The sequence below is a fragment of the Nitrospira sp. genome (assembly GCA_030692565.1).
Lineage (GTDB): Bacteria > Nitrospirota > Nitrospiria > Nitrospirales > Nitrospiraceae > Nitrospira_D.
The window spans coordinates 13,158-33,928 of record JAUYAO010000016.1; the positions used below are offsets into that span (position 1 = coordinate 13,158).

The window sequence follows — 20,771 nt, forward strand, 5'->3', positions numbered from 1 at the left end:
CGAAGTCAGCGTCCTCGGTGAGGGAGCCATGGCGGAACAAGAAGAAGGATTCGTCGTTCGGGATCGGCGGGGTGGGAGTAGTGAGACCGCCGCGAAAGCCTCTGGTCCAAGCGAATCCCCCAACCCGGCGGCGTCCTCGGAATCGGATGCGGCGCATCACGCGCCTGCGTTTCCCGTCACCTTCTCCTCCTTCGTCATTTCCCTGGGCTCCTCGTCGCTGATGCTGATGGGGGAGAAACTCGACCCTCAGCAACAGGCCGTTCCCGTCAATCTCCCGCAAGCCAAAGAAATTATCGATTTGCTCTCCGTGCTTGAAGAGAAGACCAAAGGGAATCTCACCTCTGAAGAGCAGACGGTCTTACGGGACATGCTCTATGCGCTTCGCATGAAGTACGTGTCCCTCTCGTCCGGTAAATAGACCCGACGGGGCAGCGCTCACCTGTTGTCTGCGGATCCGCTCATGGCGGAACTTTTGAGACGGTCCGCCAATTCCGTTATAGTGGGCTCAGTGTTCGTGCAACCAGGCGAGGAGCGTCGGCGACCCCATGCCGGATTCGGAACAGCCATCGCGCGCATTCTCCTCTGCGGGATCTGGCAGGGCGGAACGTCCTCTGCCCGGCGCAGGGGCGTCCGGTTCCGCTGTCTCCACCAAATCCTCACGTCTCACAGAGCCTGAGCGTAAGGCTCCTCATCTCCGTCCGGTCTGGATCGTTCTGATCCTCCTCATCCCCAGTCTGGCGTTGACCTTCTACTATTCGCAGATGGCGGTACCCGGCGGGGGGGAAGCCGATTCGTTTCTGCCGACGACGAGTTACGCCTTTGTCCTGCTGCTCTTGAACCTCGATTTGATCGGTTTCGTTGTCCTGACGTTGCTGCTCTCGCGCAACCTGATCAAGGCCTATTTCGAACGGCGTCACCGGCTGGTCGGGTCGGGATTTCGCACCAAGCTCATCGCGGCCTTTATCGGATTCTCGCTGATCCCGACAATCCTGCTGGCGATTGTGGCGAGCGGGCTGGTCAATAAGGCGGTCGATGTCTGGTTCAGCGATCAGATCGATCGGGTGATGAAGGATTCGTATGAAGTGGCGCGCATGCAACATGCCGGACATATTGCGCTGGCCGTCAACAGCGCACGCGCGATCGGGCAGGAACTGTTTCGCGAGGATATGTTGACGTCCGAGCAGCGCGATTTGCTGATCGCGGCCATGGCCCGCAAACGGATGGAATACGGGGTGGCGGGGATCGAAGTATTTTCGTCGAAAATGGAGACGCTCACCAAAGCGCTTGATGCGGAAATTCCCGCCGGGGTGTTGGACCTTCCGGTCAGCCAACTGGTGTTGCAGGTCATTAACGGGAAGCAAGAGTTCACCTCCGTGCAAGAGGCCCAGACCGGCCGGCTGGTGCGGGCCGGGGTGCCGGTGGCCGCCGGGAACAATCGAGGTGAGCTGGCCGGAGTCGTGGTCGTCGAGGCCTATGTGCCGGAATCGCTGTTGACCAAGATGGAAGGAATCGGGCGGCAATACGAAGAGTATAAGCAGATCAAGGCCATGAAGAATCCGATCAAGGCCGGCGCCTACCTCTTTGTGGCGGTCGTGACCGTGATGATTCTCTTCAGCGCCACCTGGTTCGGATTTTATGTCGCCCGCAGCATTACGGTGCCGATTCAGCGGCTGGCCGAAGCGACCGAGGCGGTGGCGCAAGGGGATTTGTCGGTGAAGATCGATGCCAAGGCGACCGACGAAATCGGCACCTTGATCGAGTCGTTCAATCGCATGACCGGGGACTTGCAAGGCAGCAAGTTCAAGCTGGAAGATGCCAACCGTTCGCTGCGGCAAACGAACGTCGAGCTGGATCGCCGCCGGGCGTACATTGAAACCGTCGTGGAGACGATCGCCGCCGGATTGCTGTCGATCGACCGGAACGGAATAGTCACGACCTTCAATCCTTCCGGAGAGCGTATTCTCGGGCTGTCCGCCGACCGGATTCGTGATCGTCAGGCGAACGAGGTCTTTAAAGAGTTTGGCCTGGATGTCTTTCAGGCGGTCTACGATCGGATGCAAGCCGATGATCGGGACGACTGGTCGCTGGAAGGACAAGTGGATGTGCAAGGGAAGCCGGTGAAGATTCGACTGAGCGGATCGCGCATGCGGGATGAGGCGAATAAAGACTTAGGGTACGTGCTGATCTTCGACGACCTGACGGAGTTGATCAAGGCGCAGAAAGTCGCCGCCTGGCAGGAAGTGGCCCGTCGAGTGGCCCATGAGATCAAGAACCCGCTCACGCCGATCCAGCTGTCGGCCCAGCGCTTGCGCAAGAAGTTTTTCGAGAAGTCTCCGGACTTCGACAAGATTTTCGACGAAGCGACCAATGTCATCGTGACGGAGGTGGGCAGCCTGAAGCATATGGTGGATGAGTTCTCGAAGTTCGCCCGCCTGCCTGCGCCCCAGATGGCCAGACAGTCGTTGAACGAGGTGATCCAGGAGGTGCTGACGCTCTATCGCGCGGCGCATAAGGACATCGAATTCTGTGTCGAGTTGGATGACGATCTTCCCGTGCTCAACTTCGATCGTGAACAGCTGAAGCGGGTCTGCGTGAATTTATTCGACAATGCCATCCAGGCGATGAATCACACGGGGCGGGTCTGGGTCAGTACGAAGTACGACACCAAGCGCAAGCGGGCGATCGTGAGTGTGGCCGACGAAGGCGTCGGGATTACGCCCGAGGATCAAGAGAAGCTGTTTGTGCCATACTTTACGAGGAAGAAAACCGGGACGGGGCTGGGGCTGGCGATCGTGCGCCGGATCATTACCGATCATGACGGCCAGATTCAGGCCTCGAATAATCAGCCGAAGGGCGCAGTGTTTACCTTCGATTTGCCGGTGTAATTGAAGAAGTGACGAGTGACATGTGACGAGTGACGGGTGGCAAGAGGCAGGGGGTGTGCCTCGGACTTGTCACGCGTTACCAGTCACTGAATATGGGGGACGCATGTCAGCATCGATCTTAATCGTCGACGACGAAGCCGCTATTTTGACCTCATTGCGAAGCATCCTTGAGGACGAGGGATATGACGTCTCCGTGGCCAGCAGTGGGGTCGAGGCCTTGAAAATCTACACGACGGATCCGCCGGACCTCATGATTCTGGATATCTGGATGCCGGAGTTGGATGGGTTGGAGACTCTGAAGCGGGTGAAAGAGTTCGTGCCGACGGCCCAGGTCATGATGATGTCGGGGCATGGGTCCATCGAGACCGCGGTCAGGGCGATCAAGCTGGGGGCCTACGACTACATCGAAAAGCCCCTGTCTTTGGAGAACGTCACGCTCCGTGTGAAGCATGCGCTCGATCAATACCGGCTGGAGCAGGAGAACCGGACGCTCAAGACGAAGGTGCAGCGAAAGTTCGAGCTCGTCGGCCAGTCTCCCGTCATGCAGCAGTTGCGGCAGCTGATTGAAACGGCGGGTCCCACCAACAGCCGGGTCTTGATCGGCGGCGAGAACGGGACGGGCAAAGAGCTGGTGGCGCGCGCGATTCATACTCACTCCGCCCGGGCCGAACATCCGTTCGTGGCGGTGAATTGCGCCGCCATTCCCGAGACGTTGATTGAAAGCGAATTGTTCGGCCATGAAAAAGGGTCGTTTACCGGCGCGACCTCGATGAAACGGGGGCAATTCGAGCAGGCCGACGGCGGGACGCTGTTTCTGGACGAGATCGCGGATATGAGCCTGAACACGCAGGCGAAGGTGTTGCGGGCACTTCAAGAACAGCAGTTCACGAGGGTCGGCGGCGGCAAGTTGATGAAGGTGGATGTGCGGGTGTTAGCCGCGTCGAACAAAGACCTGGAAAAGGAAATCGCCAAGGGAACGTTCCGCGAAGACCTGTATTACCGGCTGAACGTGGTGCCGATCATCGTGCCGCCGTTGCGGGAACGCCGCGAAGATATTCCTGCGCTGGTCCGTCATTTCATGAAGATCCATGCCGAGGAGCAGGGGCTGCGCATCAAAGAAGTGACGCCCGAAGCGATGGCGGTGTTTCAGCAGTATGAATGGCCCGGCAATATCCGCGAATTGCGCAATCTCATTGAGCGGTTGATGATCATGGTGCCGGGGGGCGTGATCGATGCGCCGCAGGCGGCGATGTCTCTACAGGGGCGGGGAAGCAGCCAGAGTGTGGCGGCGAGTGCCCAGGCGAGCAGTTCGCTGCTATCGAAATCCTACGATTCTTTGCGCGATGCCCGGAATGCGTTTGAAAAGGACTATATCGGCCGGAAGCTGCGCGAGCACCATTGGAACATTTCGCGGACCGCCGAAGATCTCAAGATCGAACGCAGCCATCTCCATCGAAAAATCAAGTTATTGGAAGTAGAGATGCGACCGGAGGTCTAGCAGTCACGGACTTCGGGAGCGTGTTGAGAGGCGTCGGGGCAATCCTAAGGCGATTGTCCGAACACTTGCTTGAGGAGGCCGGTGACGCGGGCGGCCGGATTCGTCCTGATGGCCTGCTCTTCCTGGCCCAGCATCAGAAATAGCCCCTCCAGTCCTTTCCCAACTACATACTGATCCAGGTCCACAAGCTCGGTCTTGGGGAAGGGGATCGTTCTGAAATGTTGGACCAACTCTTTGTACTGACGTGTGACGCCGATCTGGTTCATGGCTTGCTCGACATGGGGACGAAAGGCGGCGGTCAGTTGCGCGGAGGTTTTGGCTTTGAAGTATTCGGTGGCGGCGGTGTTCGGGCCCGATAGAATCTGTTGAGCGTCGGCAAACGTCATCGGCGCAATCGCACCGGCGAATATTTCTGCGGCCTGCGGAGCGGCTCGTTCTGCCGCCCGGTTCATGCTCAACACGAACTCGTCGACTTGCGGGCCGAAGCCGAATACGCGCAGGCCTTTTTCAAATGAGTGCAGCTGTTCCGGCATAGGAATCCTGATCGACGGATTGCGGTAATATCCATCCGGTTTCCCCGTCAGGGCAGTCGCGTGTTCTGTCCCGATGCGGAGCGCTTCTTTGAGTCCGGCGGCGATCTGGTCTTGCGTGAGACCTGCCGGCGCCGGGAGTCCGAACAGCTGAAGCGATTGAGAAAGTTCGGTGCAGGCCGCGAATGACAGAAAAAACAGTCCCAACCAGGGAATCAGTTGTCGCACCGTGAGTCTCCTTCGTGTGCCCGGGGGAATGGCGCGCTTCAGTATAGTGAAATGTTGAGCCTCTGTCTCGGCGCATCGGAGGAAAAGTCGGGGGCCGGAATTCCTGCGTTGACCCTCACAAGACGCTCCGTATAAGATGCGACCCTCTTATGACGACTTATCGCGATTCAGGTGTGGATATCGATGCGGGCGACGAATTTGTCGATCGCATTAAGCCGCTCGTCCGCTCGACCTTTCGCCCGGAAGTTCTGACGGATCTTGGCGGATTCGGAGGGCTGTTTCGTCTCCAGGCTAAGAAGTATGAGGACCCGGTGCTGGTGTCCGGGACCGATGGGGTCGGCACCAAGCTCCGAGTGGCCTTCCTCATGGATCGGCATGACACCATCGGCATCGATCTCGTAGCGATGTGCGTGAACGATATTGTCGTCAGCGGCGCTGAACCCCTCTTCTTCCTCGACTATTTCGCTACGGGAAAGTTATCGGTTCCCAAAGCCCAGGAAGTGGTGAAGGGCATCGCCGAGGGCTGTCGCCAGGCCGGCTGTGCGCTCATCGGAGGTGAAACGGCAGAGATGCCGTCGATGTATGGAAACGGAGAGTACGACCTCGCCGGCTTCGCCGTGGGCGTCGTGGACCGCCCGAAGATTATCGACGGCCGGTCCATCGTGCCGGGTGACGTCATCATCGGGCTGGCGTCATCCGGACTGCATAGCAACGGCTACTCGCTCGCGCGGCGGGTACTGCTTGAACAGGCCAAGCTCACCGTGACCAGCCGCGTGCCGGAACTCGCGACGACCGTCGGCGAGGCTTTGCTGGTTCCCACCAGAATTTATGCCAAGCAGATTCTGGCACTCATTCAGGAGCATCCCATCAAGGGCGTCGCACATATTACAGGCGGCGGGATCACCGAAAATCTGCCGCGCGTGTTCCCGTCCGGCGTGCGGGCGCGTATCCATCGGGATCGCTGGGCCGTGCCGCCGATCTGCTCGCTGATCAGCCGGCTGGGTTCCGTCGAGCGTGACGAGATGTATCGCGTGTTTAACATGGGGATCGGGTTGATCCTCGTGGTCCCCGCCGGGTCGGCTGATGCCGTCATTGCGGGGGCGAAGGCGTTAGGCGATCAAGGATATGTGATCGGCGAAATCGTCGCCGGCACTGAGACGGATCAACAGGTAACGTATGTCGGGTAAGAGAACCGCTCCTCTTCGAGTGGCCGTCCTCGCATCGGGGCGCGGATCCAACCTCCAAGCCATCATCGATAGTATCGAAGCCAATGCGGTTCAGGCGACCATCGTCGCCGTCATCAGCAATAAAAAAGACGCCGTGGCGCTTGAACGGGCCAGAAAGCACGGGCTGAAGGATCTCTTTGTTGATCCGAAGCCGTTTGCCGGGCAGCCCGACAGCCGGGAAGCCTACGATCGGGCGCTCCTGGCCATCCTGCAGCAGCATGATGTGGAACTGGTATTGCTGGCCGGCTACATGAAAATTGTCACGGCCGTGTTGGTGAACGCCTATGCCAATCGCATGATGAATATCCATCCGTCGCTGTTGCCGTCGTTCCCCGGATTGGATGTGCAGAAGAAAGCCATAGAGTGGGGATGTAAGCTGGCCGGCTGCACCGTGCATTTTGTCACCGAGGGAGTCGATGAAGGGCCGATCATTTTGCAGGCTGCCGTACCGATCTTGGATGACGACTCACCCGAGACGTTGGCTGCCAGGATTCTGGTGCAGGAGCATAAGCTCTATCCCAGAGCCGTGCAGCTGTTCGCCGAAGGCCGTCTGCGCGTAGAGGGGCGCCGGGTCTTGATCGAGCAGGGGAGGCCGGTCGGGGAGGCCGTCATCGGTCCGTCGTAAAAGTGCCGTGAAGAAAAATACGTTCGCAGGATGCTCAAAAAGGTTGTCAGCAAAGCCGCAGCGAGCGAAGGGCCGAAAGCGTACCCCAGCGGGTACGTTGAGGGTCTGAGCGACGCGAGAACGACGCCGGCAAACTTTTTCAGCTTCCTGCTAGAGAGTCGGGGGCCGGTTGTGTATAATCCGGCTGCGAAGAGGATGCGAGCCATACTTCCTCCCCGTTCTTCTACCGCAGTAAATCGTTTGCGCGCTCATGCGCAACCAACCCTGTGGGATCCGCGGCTCGCGTCATCAGTTCCGCCAGGTGGGGGGCTAGCTCAGTTGGGAGAGCACTACGTTCGCAACGTAGGGGTCGGGGGTTCAACTCCCCTGCCCTCCACCAACCTTCGCTCAAGCTTCGGTTGGCCGGCCAACCAGTAAAAATAGGTTGGGCAGCAACGCCGCACCCTTTGCTCTTGCCAGTCTCTGTTTTGATTCAGTCACAGTTGGGTAGTTTCCCCGTACTCCGTGCGATAGCGGTTGTATAACCTCGTCGGCCCAAGTCTCAGCAAAAGGGCCGAACGCTTGTTATGCCGATCCGCATAAGAACCCGTAACGCAGGGCTGCGACGTTGGGACCCATTGATTGGCCTTGGTCGTGGCGTATCGTTCACGAAGATTCCTGGCGTGTTATACGGACAGACGACTTCGACTCCGGCTCTTATCCGGATCCGCCTAAATATTGTTGGGTGCTGTCCTCAGCATGCTTTCTTCAATGAAGAGCGTTCCTTCGCCCACCACAGAGCAGAGCAATAGGCTCGCGGCCCTTGGCGTGCTCCTGGTTCTAGCAGTTTCGGCATTTTCACTGCTGGCTGCGCCGCTGGTTATGCCAGAGAGTTACTCGTGGCTATCGAATACAACTAGTGAGTCCGGCGCACAGGGTGTCGCTGGTGCTTGGCTCGCACGCCTCGGGTTTCTCACATTCGGATTGGCGGTGTTGTGGCTGGCTGCATCCTTGAGGTCCGTGTGGGCACGCGGCGCGAATTGGCTGCATGCGGCCTTCGGTGTGTTTATGATAGCGACGGCTGCCTTCTCCCATCGACCATGGGTGGCCAGTGCCCCTTTCGATCCTGTCGAAGACTTCTTGCACTCGTTCACAGCTACGGCGATGGGCTTCGCGTTCGCGTTAGGGGTCTTGGTGCGGCTGCTCCAACGAGAAAGACACGACTTGTACAGTCGGGCATTCGATGTTGCAGCCCTGGTAACTGCAACCATCATTCCTATCTTAATGGTCTACCTGCCGACGATGGATGGCCTGATTCAACGACTCATGTTTCTAACAGCGTACCTGTGGTACGGAAACGAGGCACTTCTAGTTCGTGAGCTTGGTAGAAGAGCACCCAACAAGGGCGGCGTTCAGTCGCGGGGCAGGGTAGTACATGAAAAAGTGCCCGTTTTACGCCGAGCGGGTTCGAGGCTCCGCGATTAAACGCCGTGTCCGCATGACATTTGGGCATTGCCAGTTATTGCATCCCGGTTTTTGAGAGAGAAATCGGGGACACTCTACACTTCTGGCCGTGAGGAAGCCTGGTCACGAGCCACAGGCTCATTTTCGATCATGGAAACTAGAAGAACTTAGAATGTTTCCGTTTCTTCATCAGAATAAGCCGTGAAAGCATCCTGCAATGTGCGGCTCATTGAAACAGCAACGGTGCTGGCGTATTCCTTCCATGGGCTTCGTATTGATGGTGTAACAGGCGGAGGGAAACAGGCTGGGTTCGTGAACCGAGGCGGCAAAGGAAGCCACAGAAACTTTGTCCACCCGAAGGCGACCAAACCAGTGACTATTTCTGGCAAACCAGGCGAGGATGCGAAACACTATCAGGTTCGAGCTGTCCAGCTTGCAATTGAGGAGGCGAAGAAATGAAAGATAGCGCCAAATACGTGAAGATTGTTGAGTGGTCGGAGGAGGATCAGTGCTACGTAGGAAGTGCTCCTGGTCTCATATATGGAGGCTGCCACGGAAGTGATGAAAAAGAAGTCTTCAACGAGCTTTGCCAGGTGGTTGAGGAGGCGATCGAATTGTATACCAAGGATGGTAAGCCGTTGCCTCTTCCAACCTCCGGGCGTGACTTCGCCACCAAGATGCAGCACGTTGCGTAATGCTGAGACTGAGAAAGACATTTAGGATGCCGTGTTGTTTCTCAGTCTTTGCGCGGGTGTTTTGCGTTTAGCCTGCCGGTTTCCTTTCTGCCCTTCCTCTCCCCTGGCCTTCCCTTTGCTTAGTAGCGTGGGAACCGGAAAATTCCTCGCGTAAAGGATCCTCTTTGGGGCATAAGCCCACAGGGGTCGAAATTTCACTGTGGCATTTCGGGGCACTTTGGGCTTGAAGAGCCAGCGAAGGCGGATTAGGCTGCCCCAGCGATGACGAGATGAAGGAGTCGAGTATGACGGAAGAATGGGGCGCGGTGCTGGTTGTCGATGACGACGCTGAGATGCGCGAGCTGGTCTTTGACGTGCTCAAGGATCGCGGCCATCAGATTTCGACGGCGGGAAGCGGGCAGGAGGCGCTGAAGCTCTTGGCCGAAGAAGATTTCGCCGTCGTGCTCACCGATTTGAGAATGAAGGGGATGCTGGGGACCGAACTGTTGGTGGAGATCAAGCGGCTGTACCCCGACATCGGCGTGATCCTCATGACCGCGTTCGGGTCTGTCGAAACGGCCGTGGAGGCGATGAAGCGAGGCGCGAGCGATTATCTCACCAAGCCGGTCAAGACCGAGGAAATTATTCGAGTCGTCGAGCGCGCGGTACGCGAATCCGCGCTTCGGAGAGAAGTGAGCCGGCTCAGGAAAGAAGTGCACAAGGAGTACAGTTTTCATCACATTCTTGGGAAGAGCAAGGCGATTCAGGCGGTGTTCGATTTGATCCGTCGCGTCGCGGATAGTCCGACCAATGTGCTCATCACCGGAGAAAGTGGAACGGGGAAAGAGCTGGTGGCGAAAGCCATTCATTACAACAGTGACCGGAAAGACGCCCCGTTCATCCCGGTGAATTGCGCTGCGATTCCCGAGCAGCTGTTGGAGAGCGAACTCTTCGGTCATATGCGCGGGGCGTTTACCGATGCGAAGTCGGACAAACGCGGGTTGTTTGAGGAGGCGCAAAAGGGGACGCTCTTTCTCGACGAGATCAGCGAGCTGCCGATCATGCTCCAGGCGAAGCTGCTGCGCGCCATCCAGGAAAAGGAAATTCGCCGGGTCGGCGCCAATAAGCCGATCGCCGTCGATGTGCGCATCATTGCCGCCACCAACCTGCATCTCGCGGAAGAGGTGAAGGCAAAACGGTTTCGTGACGATCTGTTCTATCGCCTCAATGTGATCGAAGTGGTATTGCCTCCGTTGCGGGATCGCCGGGAGGATATTCCGATCCTGGTGGAAGCGTTCTTGAAGAAATGCGCCGCGGCCCGGAACAAGGAGGTCAAAGGCGTCAGCGAGTCAGCCTTGGCGATGTTGATGGATTACAGCTGGCCGGGCAATGTCCGAGAGTTGGAAAATGTCGTGGAGCGCGCGGTGACGCTCAATCGCGGCGAGAAGATTGCGCCGGACGATCTGCCGCCGGCGGTGCAGGGGGCTCGCGGGGACCGGCGAGTGCTCGACGAAGCGGCGGAAAAGATGCTGCCGCTGCATGAGATCGAGCAAGAGTATATCAAGAAGATTCTCGACAAGACCGGCGGGAACAAGTATCAGGCCGCGCAGGCCTTGGGCATCGACCGGAAGACCCTCTACCGCAAGCTCGGCGAGATTGAAGAAGCGAAGACTCACGAGTAGACTATCGTCCACCATGCACGCCGGTCCAAGACCCTCGTGAATCCGCCGCTGGAAAAATCTACCCGCCTGGGAGCAGGGGCTGTTGTCCTGCTCACCCTATCTATTTTTATACTCGATCTCCTGACTCCATTGGGATGGGCTGACTGGCTGTTGTATTTCATCCCCCTTGTGTTGACCCTGCAATCTCCTCGCGATCGTGATTCCTACAATTTTGCCGCGGTGGTCACCTTGTTGACCGCCTTAGGCGGGTATTTTTCGCCGCGCGACATTCATCCGGCCGTGGCGCTGATGAATCGTGTGCTCGGCCTGATGGTCATGTGGGGCGTCACCTGGATGATCGTCCGGCAGAAGCAGGCGCGCAGCCAGCTCGTCGGTGCCCGGGCCGCGCAGGCCCAGGCAGAAGCCGGGCGGGAAGCGGCGGTGGCGGCGCGTGAACTGGCTGAAGCCAGTGCCACCGGCGCGATTCACCGGGAGTCGCAAGCCGCCCGCGAATTACTGCTCAGCAGCCTCCGATTGGACGGGATTGTCCAGTCCGCCATGGATGCCATTATCACCAGCGATGACCGGATGCAGATCCTGTTGTTCAACGCGGCCGCCGAAGAGATGTTTCAATGCCCTGCTCGCGAGGCGATTGGTCAGCCGGTAGACAGATTTCTGCCGGCGCGGTTTCGAGAAGCCCATCGGCATCATGTGGAGGAGTTCGGACGATCCCGCGTGACCAGCCGGAAGATGGGGCAGCTCGGGAAGGTGATGGGGCTTCGCGCGAACGGCGAAGAGTTTCCGGTCGAAGCCGCGATTTCCCATATCGTGGTGGAAGGCAAAACGTTTTACACCGTCATTCTTCGAGACATTACGGAGCGGCTGCGGGCCGAAGAACAACTGCGGGGAATCGAAGAGCGATCCAGACTCGCTCTTGAAGCCGGGCAGCTCGGGGCCTGGGAACATGATGTGGAGACAGATCTGGTCCAGCTGGATGCCCGTGCCCAGGCGATCTATCGCTGCGGGACCGGCGTTTCGCTCGGAGCCATGATGGCCTGCGTGCATCCCGACGATCTTCACGCCCTGCAGGAGCTGATGACGGCGACGCATCGGCCTGACGCGCCTGACGCGCGGTTTACGTCAGAGTGTCGGATGCAATATCCCGACGGGGAAGTGAGATGGATGGTGGTGCGGGCGCAGGCGTTTTTTGAAGGAGCGGGCGCCGGCCTTCGAGTGACTCGTGTGGTCGGGACCACGCAGGACGTGACCGCTCGCAAGCGCGTGGAACATCTGATCCGGCAGAGCGAAGAGCGATATCGGCGTCTGGTCGCGGTGTCACCGTACGGCATTCTCGTGATCCGGGCCGATCGGGTCATTTTTGCGAACGATCAGGCGCTCAAGCTGTTCGGCGCCGTGAAGGCCGAGGAGATTGTCGGAAGGTCTTCCTTCGATCTCTTTCATCAGGATTGCCATCAGGCCATGTGCGAGCGGGCCGGTGAACTGCTTGGCGGCAGCCAGGTGACACCGATGGTTGAGGAGCGGATCACCAGGCAAGATGGCATAGCCATGGATGTCGAGGTCAGCTCGGCGGGATTCTCCGATGAAGAAGGTCCGGCCATCTTGGTGATGCTGCGCGACATCAGCGAGCGGAAACGGTTGCAGGACCGTTTGCGAAAGACGGAGAGAATCGCGGAGCTTGGGACCGTCGCGTCAGGGATGGCGCATGAAATCGGGACGCCCATGAACGTCATTCTGGGCCGCGCAGAATATCTGATGGATCGCGTGACGGATGAGACGGTGAAGAAGGGCTTGCAGACGATCGTGGCGCAGGTGGAACGGATTACGCGTGTCATGAATCAGCTCCTGGCGTTCGCCCGGCGGAAACCGCCGGCGCGCGGCCCGCTGGTCCTGCGGGATGTCATCGAGAACAGTGTCGAGATGTTCCAGGAACGGCTGGCGAAAAGCCGGGTGCAGGTCGAGATGCAACTGGATGAGGCGTGCCCCCAAGTGCAGGCTGATGCCGACCAAATGAATCAGGTGCTCATCAATCTCATCATGAACGCCGTCCACGCCATGCCGGAAGGCGGGCAGCTCCGCATCGGGATGGCTCAGGCTGACACCATGGTCAAGCTCACGGTGGCTGATACGGGCCACGGGATTCCTCCGGAGGTGATCGCCAGGGTGTTTGACCCGTTCTTCACCACCAAAGAGTTTGGCAAAGGAACGGGGTTGGGGCTCACAGTGGTGAAAGGCATTATCGAAGAGCATCACGGTTCGATCGCAGCTGAAAGTCTGGAGGGTAAGGGAACGACGTTTACGATTTTGTTGCCCAAGAGCGGGTAGCGGTCGCCGATCGCGTCGTGTCTCGGTTGGGGCATCTTGCACCAGTCGGATGCTCAGATGTTGGGGTGTTTCTCTTCAGCCTACGGTCGCGGGACCGGTCCTTCGTTACAAATCGCCTGTAAAATAGCCAGATTTGTGAGGGACGGTGAGCTGTCGCAATGGCACTGTCTTTGCGACTTCGTCGGACACACGGATGGGCCGTGGAAGGGGATTGCTCAGGAAGGTGTGGTTGTGATCGAAGGCAAGCCGTCAGTACTTGTGGTGGATGACGATGGAGAGATGCGCAGCCTCCTGCTCGACGGGTTGCGGAGTGAAGGATACGTTCTTCGGGAAGCCGGAGACGGGGAAGAGGCCTTTCACTTGGTCCTCCGGGCAGTGCCGGATTTGATTCTGACCGAGATTTGGTTGACCGGGGGCGGTGTTGACTATGTGAATCGTCTGCGGGCGGTCGTTCCGCATTGTCCTATCGTCGTCATGACGGCGTTCGGGGACGACGGAGTGAGGATGGATGTGCTTCGGGCTGGCGCGACGGCCTACCTCAGTAAGCCGATTCACCTGGCAGAATTGAAGTGCTGTGTGAAGCAGTTGCTTGGCAATAAAAGTTGGTCTATGAGCTAAGACGGAGTGGCCACGGCGGGTTATCGTTCACGTGCGCTCAAATGGAATGGAGTAGATGAGATGGCCGGATCTCAGGCGGATGGAGCTGTGGGTTCCCCTTTCGACGATCCAATCATCGCGGCGCGGATTGAAGCGATCCGGCAGCTTGCGGGCGGGATATCGGATCGTGTGGCGGTGATGGATCGCGACTTCAATGTGGTGTACGCCAACTCGGCGGCTTGGACGGACCATGGGGCCGACGAGGGTGAGTCGTCTCATGCGAAGTGCTACGAGGCGTTTGCGCATCGCAGTGACCCCTGTGGTGCTTGTCCGGCTACCAAGGTGTTTGAGTCGCCGGGGATTCAGTCGGTCTCCTGCACGGCCGGAGGGGACGGAGCGGCCTGCGGGATGTATCAGGCGTTTCCTCTGGTTGGAAGTGACGGGCAGATCGCGTCCATGCTGGTGCTGTTTACCCCTCCCACTAAGCGAACCCCTCGACCGGCACTTCAGGTGCCGGAGGATCTTCCGGCTCCGATGGTACGGGAGCATCTGGGTGACCTCATCGGCCGCAGTGCGACGATGCAGCAACTCTTCGACATGATTGCGCTGGTGGCGGAAAGTCAGGCGACGGTCTTAATCCAGGGCGAAAGCGGCACGGGCAAGGAATTGGTCGCCAAGACCATTCATCGCCTCAGCGATCGCCGGGATAAACCGTTTGTGGTGGTGGATTGCGGATCGCTTCCGGAGACGTTGTTGGAGAGTGAGTTGTTCGGCCATATGAAGGGATCATTTACCGGGGCCACGGCCAATAAGCGGGGTCTATTCGAAGAGGCTGACGGCGGGACGATTTTTCTGGATGAAATCGCCGATACGACGCCGACCTTCCAGGCCAAATTGTTGCGGGTGCTGCAGGAAGGGGAAGTGAAACGGGTGGGAGGCAACCAGCCGATCAAAGTCGATGTGCGGGTGGTGTCGGCGACGAACAAAGACCTAACCGAATTGGTCAAGGCCAAGGCGTTCCGGCAGGATCTCTATTATCGTCTAGCGGTCTTGCCGTTGTTTCTCCCTCCGCTTCGAGAGCGGCGAGAAGATGTTCCTTTGTTAGTCGACCATTTTGTGGTTGCCTCCTGTAAACGCCATCGTCAGTCGCCGAGAACGGTATCCTCCGATGTGATGCATGCGCTCAGTGAGGCGGCCTGGCCGGGGAACGTTCGTGAGTTGCAGCACTACATTGAGCGGGCGGTCGTCACAACGATAGGTCCGGATCTGACCTGCGGCGATATTGTGGCGTTGGGATCCAAGGCGCCTGAGGAAGGACTGCGCATGGTGGTCCGGGATGCCGTCAGTCATACCGAACGGGCGCGCATCGTCGAGGCCTTGAGGAAGACCGGCGGGAATCGACTCAGAGCAGCCAAGATGCTCAAGATCAGCAGGGCGGGCCTCTACAATAAGCTCAGAGAATACGGCCTCCAATAATCCTCTTGTGTCCTCATTTGCCCCAACCGATCATGCCGTACTGTCTAGTTGTGTAGACAGTGCAACTATCTGAAAACGCAGGCCTTGGAAGTTCGTGGCCTGTTGGACTGTCTACGGATGTGGAATCATGCCTGTCGAGTGACAGGTGGTGAGGAAAGAGTGAACGGCACTGGAGCCGCTCCAGGACTGGAGAATCGAAAATATGCTGGAACGGTCGTCACTTAGGCACAACGCTTGCGGGTAAAACGTCTCGCTGGTGAAGGTCTGGGTCATTTTGGACCGGCCTCCGAATAGCCCTTCCTTCGCAAGAAGGATCCTTCACCAGCTCTAATTCCCTCCAGGGGAGAGGCCGGAGAGAGTCGGAGGCCGGTACTTTTAGCAAAGAAGGTACTCGGAGGGCAGTTGAAGGGTATTCATAGTCGGTTGTTTCATCGGTGTGTTTCAACAGTCCGCCCATGGAAGAGGCGGTCATAACAGGGGGAGGCCGTGTATGAGGGTTTTTCAACTTCAATCTCAGCGTCAGCGGCGGTGTAGCCGCCTGTCGTTGATGCTGCACAGCGTGTTGCTGACGGGCAGCCTGGTGGTTGCACCAGGGCTGTTTGCGGCAGGGCCTGGTGAACCGTCGCATGACGGTCACGCGACTCCGGTCGCGATGCCGGGTTGGACGCAACAGCTCAAGGGCCAGACGGTGGTGGAAAACGCCATCGAGGGTCGTGCCGGTAATGCAGAGAAGATGGAGATGCAGCACCATCGTTTGATGGAGAAGCTGGGGAGCCAGGCGAAGAAAGATGCGCAGGCGACCCCGGCGTCCGGTGCATTCAACGACATGTCGATGATGCACCAGTACATGGGACAGGACGGCAGCAGCTTCCTGCTCATGTCGGATGGATCGAAGGGCGAGCCCGTCATGACGTCCGGTGGGAAGTGCCCGGCCGGTGCGCCCACCAAGCAGTACGATGTCTCGATGATCAACATCGAGGTCACGTTAAACCGCTGGCTCGATTTCTATCCCGGCTATATGTATGCGCTGACCCAGGATCTCGGCAAGGTTCGCGGCGAGGAAGCCAAGAACAAAGCGGCTCGTGAAAAGGACGGGTTTGATCCGGGCGCGGTCACGACGGGCCTGCAGGGTGACGCGATTCAGCCGCTGGTGCTTCGCGCGAACCAGGGCGATTGCGTCAAGATGACTCTCCGCAACCAGATGGAGAGCGAGGATGGCAGTCTGTTCATCAGCGCCTCCAGTATGATCGTGAGCGCCACCGGGAAGCCGGCGACGACGACCAATCCGGAGTCGATCGTAGCGCCGGGCAAGAGCCAGGAATTCGAATGGTACATCCATCCGCAGATGCAGGAAGGGGTGCGCCAATTCCATTCCTACAGCCATGACCGTGAGTTGACGGTGCTCGGTCTCTTCGGCGCCTTTATCGTGGAGCCGAAGGGGTCGAAGTATCTCGATTCAATCGGTAGCGGCCCTGACAAGGAAGTCGCGAGTGGTTGGCAGGTGAACATCGATAACGGATCCGGACCGGACTTCCGCGAGTTCGTGATCTTCTATCACGAAATCGGCGACGAGGCGTTCCGGCCGCTGAACAAGAAGGGTGACTTTTTGCCGCAGCGCGATCCGTTGACGGATGCGTATCGACCGGGCGGTCGTGCGCTGAATTATCGCAGCGAGCCGTTCGGCATCGATGAAATGCACCTCCAGCACGAGTATTTCGGCTTCGAGGATGAGTCGATGGCCTATAGCGGCTATACGTTCGGCGATCCGCCGACCACGGTTGCCCGCGGGTATCTGGGCGAGCCGGTGAAGTGGCGGGTCGTGCACGGTGGATCGGAAGTGTTCCATTCCCACCATCCCCATAGCGGAACCATCCGCTGGCAGCGTAGCCCTGGCACCGAGCCTAATAACATGTGGGCCATGGGTCAGGATGGTCCGGTGAAGTACCCGGTCGTCCGGACGAAGTCCGACCGTGTCGACGTGGAAGTCATCGGTCCGTCCGAAGCGTTGGACCTGGAGCCGGAATGCGGCGGCGGCGGCTGTCAGCATCTGGCCGGCGAATTCCTCTATCACTGCCACGTCGCGCACCATTATGTGGCGGGGATGTGGGGGTACGGCCGGTTCTATAACACGTTGCAAGTCGGCGCGGCGCATACCGACACGATGCCGGACCTGCAGGAATTGCCGGACCGGAAAGGCCGGATGAGGCTCGGCGTGTCGTCCGACAAATTGATCGGGACGACCGTCGATTGGTTCGGGAAGACCTTCAAGATCGTCGACAAGAACGAGAAGACCAACTGGAAGTCCGACCCGATCATCGTGAGCGTCAAGGATTGGGTGGAGATGTTCGTTCCAGCTCAGGGCAAGCCGGGCCATACGGACGACGAAAAGGGCCAGATCATGGCCTATGATGCGACCGTGTGGGACTGGAAGTGGAACGGCAACGTGGCCGTCGGTGAGCGGGAAAGTACAGCGAAATATCCAAAGTATCCCGCCGCAGCCAAGTGGGATGACAGCACGAGGCCTGCAATCCTGTTCGATCCGACGACAGGGAAGATGGCCTGGCCGTTGCTGAAGCCGCACTTCGGCAAGCGCAATCCGTTCTCCGCGAACCACAGTGGTGCGCCCTGGCTGGAGCCGATCCACCAGGATGCCAACGGTGAGCGGACGTCCGAACCGGCACAGCCCGGTGAGCAGGGACGTTGGAGTCTCTGCCCGGTCAATGCGAACCGGAAGTTCTATAACATTCACTTTGTCCGCATGCCGATCACCCTCGCCAAGAAGCAAGGAAAAGAGCCGGCCATGGTGGACAAGGATGGTCTGATCTATCTGCTCCACGAAGAAGAGCGGTTGACCAGAGCCAACGACGATCTCAAGCTCCCGGCGGTCATTCGCGCCAACGTGTATGACTGTGTGGACTTGGTTCTCACCAGTGAGTGGGACGACGACGACTACACGAACTTCCAGTCGTCCAAGATCAATATCCATCCCCACTTCTTCCAGTTCGATACAGGGAACTCGGACGGTGTGATCTCCGGGATGGAGTATGAAATGTCCGTGCGCCCCTTCACGATGTGGGGGAAGAAAACGAAGCACGGATTGCCTGCACCGATGGTTGCCAAGCTCGTGGGCGAGGCAAAGGCCGGCGCCACCTCCGTGAAGATCCAGATGGCGCCGGGAGCGGCGCTGTTCCACCCCAACACCGAGTTGATGGTGGGTATGGATTGCTTGGAGAAGGGCAATGATGCCACAGCGTCGCTGCCGCGGGACAAGAGCTGTTCCGAAGTCGTCAGGATCAAGGACATCAAGGGCGATCAGGTGACGTTCTTCAAGCCGTTAAAGAACAATCATCCGGCGAACGACCTCGTGTCGCCGGAGTTTGTGCGCTATCGGTGGTGGGTGGATGTGGATTTGGGGACGGTGTTCTGGCATGACCACGCGTTCGGCGCGACGACCTGGCCGCATGGCGGGTTCGGCGTGACGATCGTGGAGCCGTTCGGGTCCACCTATCACGATCCGAAGAACGGCAAGCTGGTGTGGAGCGGTCCGATCGCGGACATTCACAGCAACGAGCCGATCGGCGCCGGTGTGAGCGGCAGCTTCCGTGAGTTGATGGTCTCCATCCACGACACGGTGCCGCACACGGTCAACGTCATCGAAGCCGGCAATCCTCCGGGACAGCCGATCGAAGTGGCGTTGGAAGCCGGGAAGACGGTGTCGTTCCAGATGCCCGATAAGATCTTGAACGCGCCGAATAAGTACATCAACGGCGGGACGCATACGACCGGCAGCGGTTTCAACTTCCGCGCGGCCCCGTTTGCGCAGCGCCTCTCGAACAATCCGGATACGTCAAAGCTGTTCAGCAGTGCGATCCATGGGGATCCGGGTACACCGCTCCTGCGGGCGTACACGGGCGACACCATGGTGTTCCGTCTGTTGCACCAGCTGATGAACGAATCGCACGTCTGGACGATCGCCGGCCACACCTTCCTCACGGAACGGTATGCGGCGGATGCCAACCGGAAGAACTCGATTCACGTCGGGATCGCCGAGCGGTATGACCTCGTGACCAAGGCGGGCGGATTCCAGGGTATGCCCGGTGACTACATCCACTTCAACGGCAGAACGTCGCACTTCGCCGAAGGTGGATGGGGCATCGTGCGTGTGCTCGATAAGGAAACGGCGGATCTGAAGCCGCTCCCCAAGGGGACCAATCCCCTCGGGATCCCAGCCACCCCCAGCTCAGTCTGTCCGGCTGACGCTCCGGTGAAGAGCTTCAACGTCGTGGCGTTGGATCGCCCGATGAAGCTCCATCCGAAGGCGCCGGATGCGATCGAGGTGGACTTCGAGCGGAAGATTGAAATGACCATGCCGGAAGGCAAGATCTTCGCGCTCGAAGCGGAAGCCACGACGGTAGCCAGCGGGGCAACACCGAATCCGCTGACGCTGCGCGTCAACCTTGGTGACTGCATCAAGGTGAATCTGAAGAACAAGATGAAGGCGAGCCGGGCGTCGTTCTTTGCGCCAGGATTGGCCTTTGATCCGAAAGACAGCCAGGGCCTGAACGTCGGGAACAACCCCGGCGATCAAACCATCGCTCCTGGCGAAAGCCGCGGCTATACCTACTACGCGCATCCTTCCAATAAGGAAACGACGTCGCTGGTGTGGGACGGTGGGAACGTTGTCGTCAATCCGCGTAACGGATTGTACGGCGCCATCGTCGTCGGTCCGCGCGGGTCGCAGTATCGCGACCCGGTGACCGGTGCCGACAGCTCTCAGAAGAATTCATGGAGAGCGGACGTCATCGTCGATGCCAGCTTGCCTGAAAACGTTGGCAAGCGGAACTATCGCGATGTCGCCCTGTTCTTCCAGGATGAAGACAACATCATCGGAACCGCGTTCATGCCCTATGTGCAGAACGTCGCCGGTTTGACGTCGGTAAATTACCGCGCCGAACCGTACAAGTTCCGCGAAGAGCAAGGCTGCTCGCTCGGGAAGATCTTCCAGCCCTGTGCGGTGGATAAGCCCGAGGATCCCATCACGCCTCTGATCGAGGCGCATGCGGGTGATGCCGTTCGCATCCATGTCATCGGTGCGAACAGCGAGCAGAACGGGATGTTTGCGGTCGAAGGCCATGAGTGGCCGATCGAGCCGTACATGCCCGGTGCCGACCAGATCAGTGTGGTGGAGTATGCCGGATCGGAGACCCTCGATGTGTTCCTCCGTGGCGGTGCGGGCGGCCCGTATCGTCAGGTGGGAGACTTCGTGTGGTCCAACGCACGGCTGCCCTACACGCAGTCAGGACAGTGGGGCTACCTCCGTGTCTTGCCGGCCGGCGATTCACGGATCCAACCGCTCGGTACCCACGGGATGGGCGCCAAGCAGGCGGAAGTGGAGCCCGCAGTGAAAGCCATTCCGACCGCGATGAAGTAAGCGGAGCGGACATGGTGTAACACCTCGTGGGGGAGCTGCCTGTAACATGCGGCTCCCCCACTTGTGTTTTTGAAGGTCAGGGCGTGGCTGAGGTTAGGGTTGAGGTCCCTGTATTCTGTATAATGGATGGATGCTCAACTTTAACCTCAACCTC

At 58.8% G+C, this 20,771-nt stretch carries 13 protein-coding genes and 1 tRNA gene; 13 read left to right on the forward strand and 1 reads right to left on the reverse strand.

From position 1 onward, the window contains the following. Positions 1-28 precede the first annotated feature (28 nt). The 3 genes from Q8N04_04040 to Q8N04_04050 all read left to right on the forward strand — a co-directional run bounded on the left by Q8N04_04040 (position 29) and on the right by Q8N04_04050 (position 4,383). Positions 29-418, forward strand: coding sequence for a DUF1844 domain-containing protein (locus Q8N04_04040; GenBank protein MDP3089821.1), 390 nt, complete (start codon positions 29-31; stop codon positions 416-418). Positions 419-545: 127 nt separating this feature from the next. Next, positions 546-2,885: an ATP-binding protein gene (locus Q8N04_04045; GenBank protein MDP3089822.1), complete on the forward strand. Its 2,340-nt coding sequence runs from the start codon at positions 546-548 to the stop codon at positions 2,883-2,885. A gap of 103 nt (positions 2,886-2,988) precedes the next feature. Next, positions 2,989-4,383, forward strand: coding sequence for a sigma-54 dependent transcriptional regulator (locus Q8N04_04050; protein ID MDP3089823.1), 1,395 nt, complete (start codon positions 2,989-2,991; stop codon positions 4,381-4,383). A gap of 44 nt (positions 4,384-4,427) precedes the next feature. Here the strand turns inward: Q8N04_04050 and Q8N04_04055 are convergent, their stop codons facing one another. Continuing rightward, on the reverse strand, positions 4,428-5,141 hold the full coding sequence (locus Q8N04_04055; GenBank protein MDP3089824.1) for a DUF4197 domain-containing protein: 714 nt from the start codon (positions 5,139-5,141) through the stop codon (positions 4,428-4,430). 149 nt (positions 5,142-5,290) lie between these two features. Between Q8N04_04055 and purM the strand changes: the two genes are divergently transcribed. The 10 genes from purM to Q8N04_04105 all read left to right on the forward strand — a co-directional run bounded on the left by purM (position 5,291) and on the right by Q8N04_04105 (position 20,617). Further along, a complete protein-coding gene (gene purM, locus Q8N04_04060) occupies positions 5,291-6,328 on the forward strand; it encodes a phosphoribosylformylglycinamidine cyclo-ligase (protein ID MDP3089825.1) in 1,038 nt (345 codons plus the stop codon). Beyond that, complete coding sequence (gene purN, locus Q8N04_04065; GenBank protein MDP3089826.1) at positions 6,318-6,992, forward strand: phosphoribosylglycinamide formyltransferase; 675 nt, start codon at positions 6,318-6,320, stop codon at positions 6,990-6,992. The genes purM and purN overlap by 11 nt, the downstream gene beginning before the upstream one ends. A gap of 303 nt (positions 6,993-7,295) precedes the next feature. Next, positions 7,296-7,371: transfer RNA gene (locus Q8N04_04070), tRNA-Ala, on the forward strand. A gap of 1,265 nt (positions 7,372-8,636) precedes the next feature. Continuing rightward, positions 8,637-8,894 (forward strand): type II toxin-antitoxin system HicA family toxin, encoded by a 258-nt coding sequence (locus tag Q8N04_04075; GenBank protein ID MDP3089827.1) that lies wholly within the window; start codon positions 8,637-8,639, stop codon positions 8,892-8,894. Then, the gene (locus Q8N04_04080; protein ID MDP3089828.1) at positions 8,891-9,130 is read left to right on the forward strand and encodes a hypothetical protein; all 240 of its coding nucleotides are present in this window, start codon (positions 8,891-8,893) and stop codon (positions 9,128-9,130) included. Before Q8N04_04075 ends, Q8N04_04080 begins: the two co-directional genes overlap by 4 nt. Positions 9,131-9,414: 284 nt before the next feature. Further along, positions 9,415-10,791: a sigma-54 dependent transcriptional regulator gene (locus Q8N04_04085; protein ID MDP3089829.1), complete on the forward strand. Its 1,377-nt coding sequence runs from the start codon at positions 9,415-9,417 to the stop codon at positions 10,789-10,791. 36 nt (positions 10,792-10,827) lie between these two features. Beyond that, complete coding sequence (locus tag Q8N04_04090; GenBank protein MDP3089830.1) at positions 10,828-13,113, forward strand: PAS domain S-box protein; 2,286 nt, start codon at positions 10,828-10,830, stop codon at positions 13,111-13,113. Between the two features lie 57 nt (positions 13,114-13,170). Then, on the forward strand, positions 13,171-13,731 hold the full coding sequence (locus Q8N04_04095; GenBank protein MDP3089831.1) for a response regulator: 561 nt from the start codon (positions 13,171-13,173) through the stop codon (positions 13,729-13,731). 60 nt (positions 13,732-13,791) lie between these two features. Next, complete coding sequence (locus Q8N04_04100) at positions 13,792-15,186, forward strand: sigma-54 dependent transcriptional regulator (GenBank protein ID MDP3089832.1); 1,395 nt, start codon at positions 13,792-13,794, stop codon at positions 15,184-15,186. 490 nt (positions 15,187-15,676) lie between these two features. Next, positions 15,677-20,617 (forward strand): hypothetical protein, encoded by a 4,941-nt coding sequence (locus tag Q8N04_04105; GenBank protein MDP3089833.1) that lies wholly within the window; start codon positions 15,677-15,679, stop codon positions 20,615-20,617. Positions 20,618-20,771 lie beyond the last annotated feature (154 nt).

Coding starts and splice junctions, on each gene's coding strand:
- Q8N04_04095 (MDP3089831.1), top strand. CDS start 13,171: ATGTTGGGGTGTTTCTCTTCAGCCTACGGTCGCGGGACCGGTCCTTCG.
- Q8N04_04040 (MDP3089821.1), top strand. CDS start 29: ATGGCGGAACAAGAAGAAGGATTCGTCGTTCGGGATCGGCGGGGTGGG.
- purM (MDP3089825.1), top strand. CDS start 5,291: ATGACGACTTATCGCGATTCAGGTGTGGATATCGATGCGGGCGACGAA.
- Q8N04_04045 (MDP3089822.1), top strand. CDS start 546: ATGCCGGATTCGGAACAGCCATCGCGCGCATTCTCCTCTGCGGGATCT.
- Q8N04_04105 (MDP3089833.1), top strand. CDS start 15,677: ATGAGGGTTTTTCAACTTCAATCTCAGCGTCAGCGGCGGTGTAGCCGC.
- Q8N04_04100 (MDP3089832.1), top strand. CDS start 13,792: ATGGCCGGATCTCAGGCGGATGGAGCTGTGGGTTCCCCTTTCGACGAT.
- Q8N04_04085 (MDP3089829.1), top strand. CDS start 9,415: ATGACGGAAGAATGGGGCGCGGTGCTGGTTGTCGATGACGACGCTGAG.
- Q8N04_04080 (MDP3089828.1), top strand. CDS start 8,891: ATGAAAGATAGCGCCAAATACGTGAAGATTGTTGAGTGGTCGGAGGAG.
- Q8N04_04050 (MDP3089823.1), top strand. CDS start 2,989: ATGTCAGCATCGATCTTAATCGTCGACGACGAAGCCGCTATTTTGACC.
- purN (MDP3089826.1), top strand. CDS start 6,318: ATGTCGGGTAAGAGAACCGCTCCTCTTCGAGTGGCCGTCCTCGCATCG.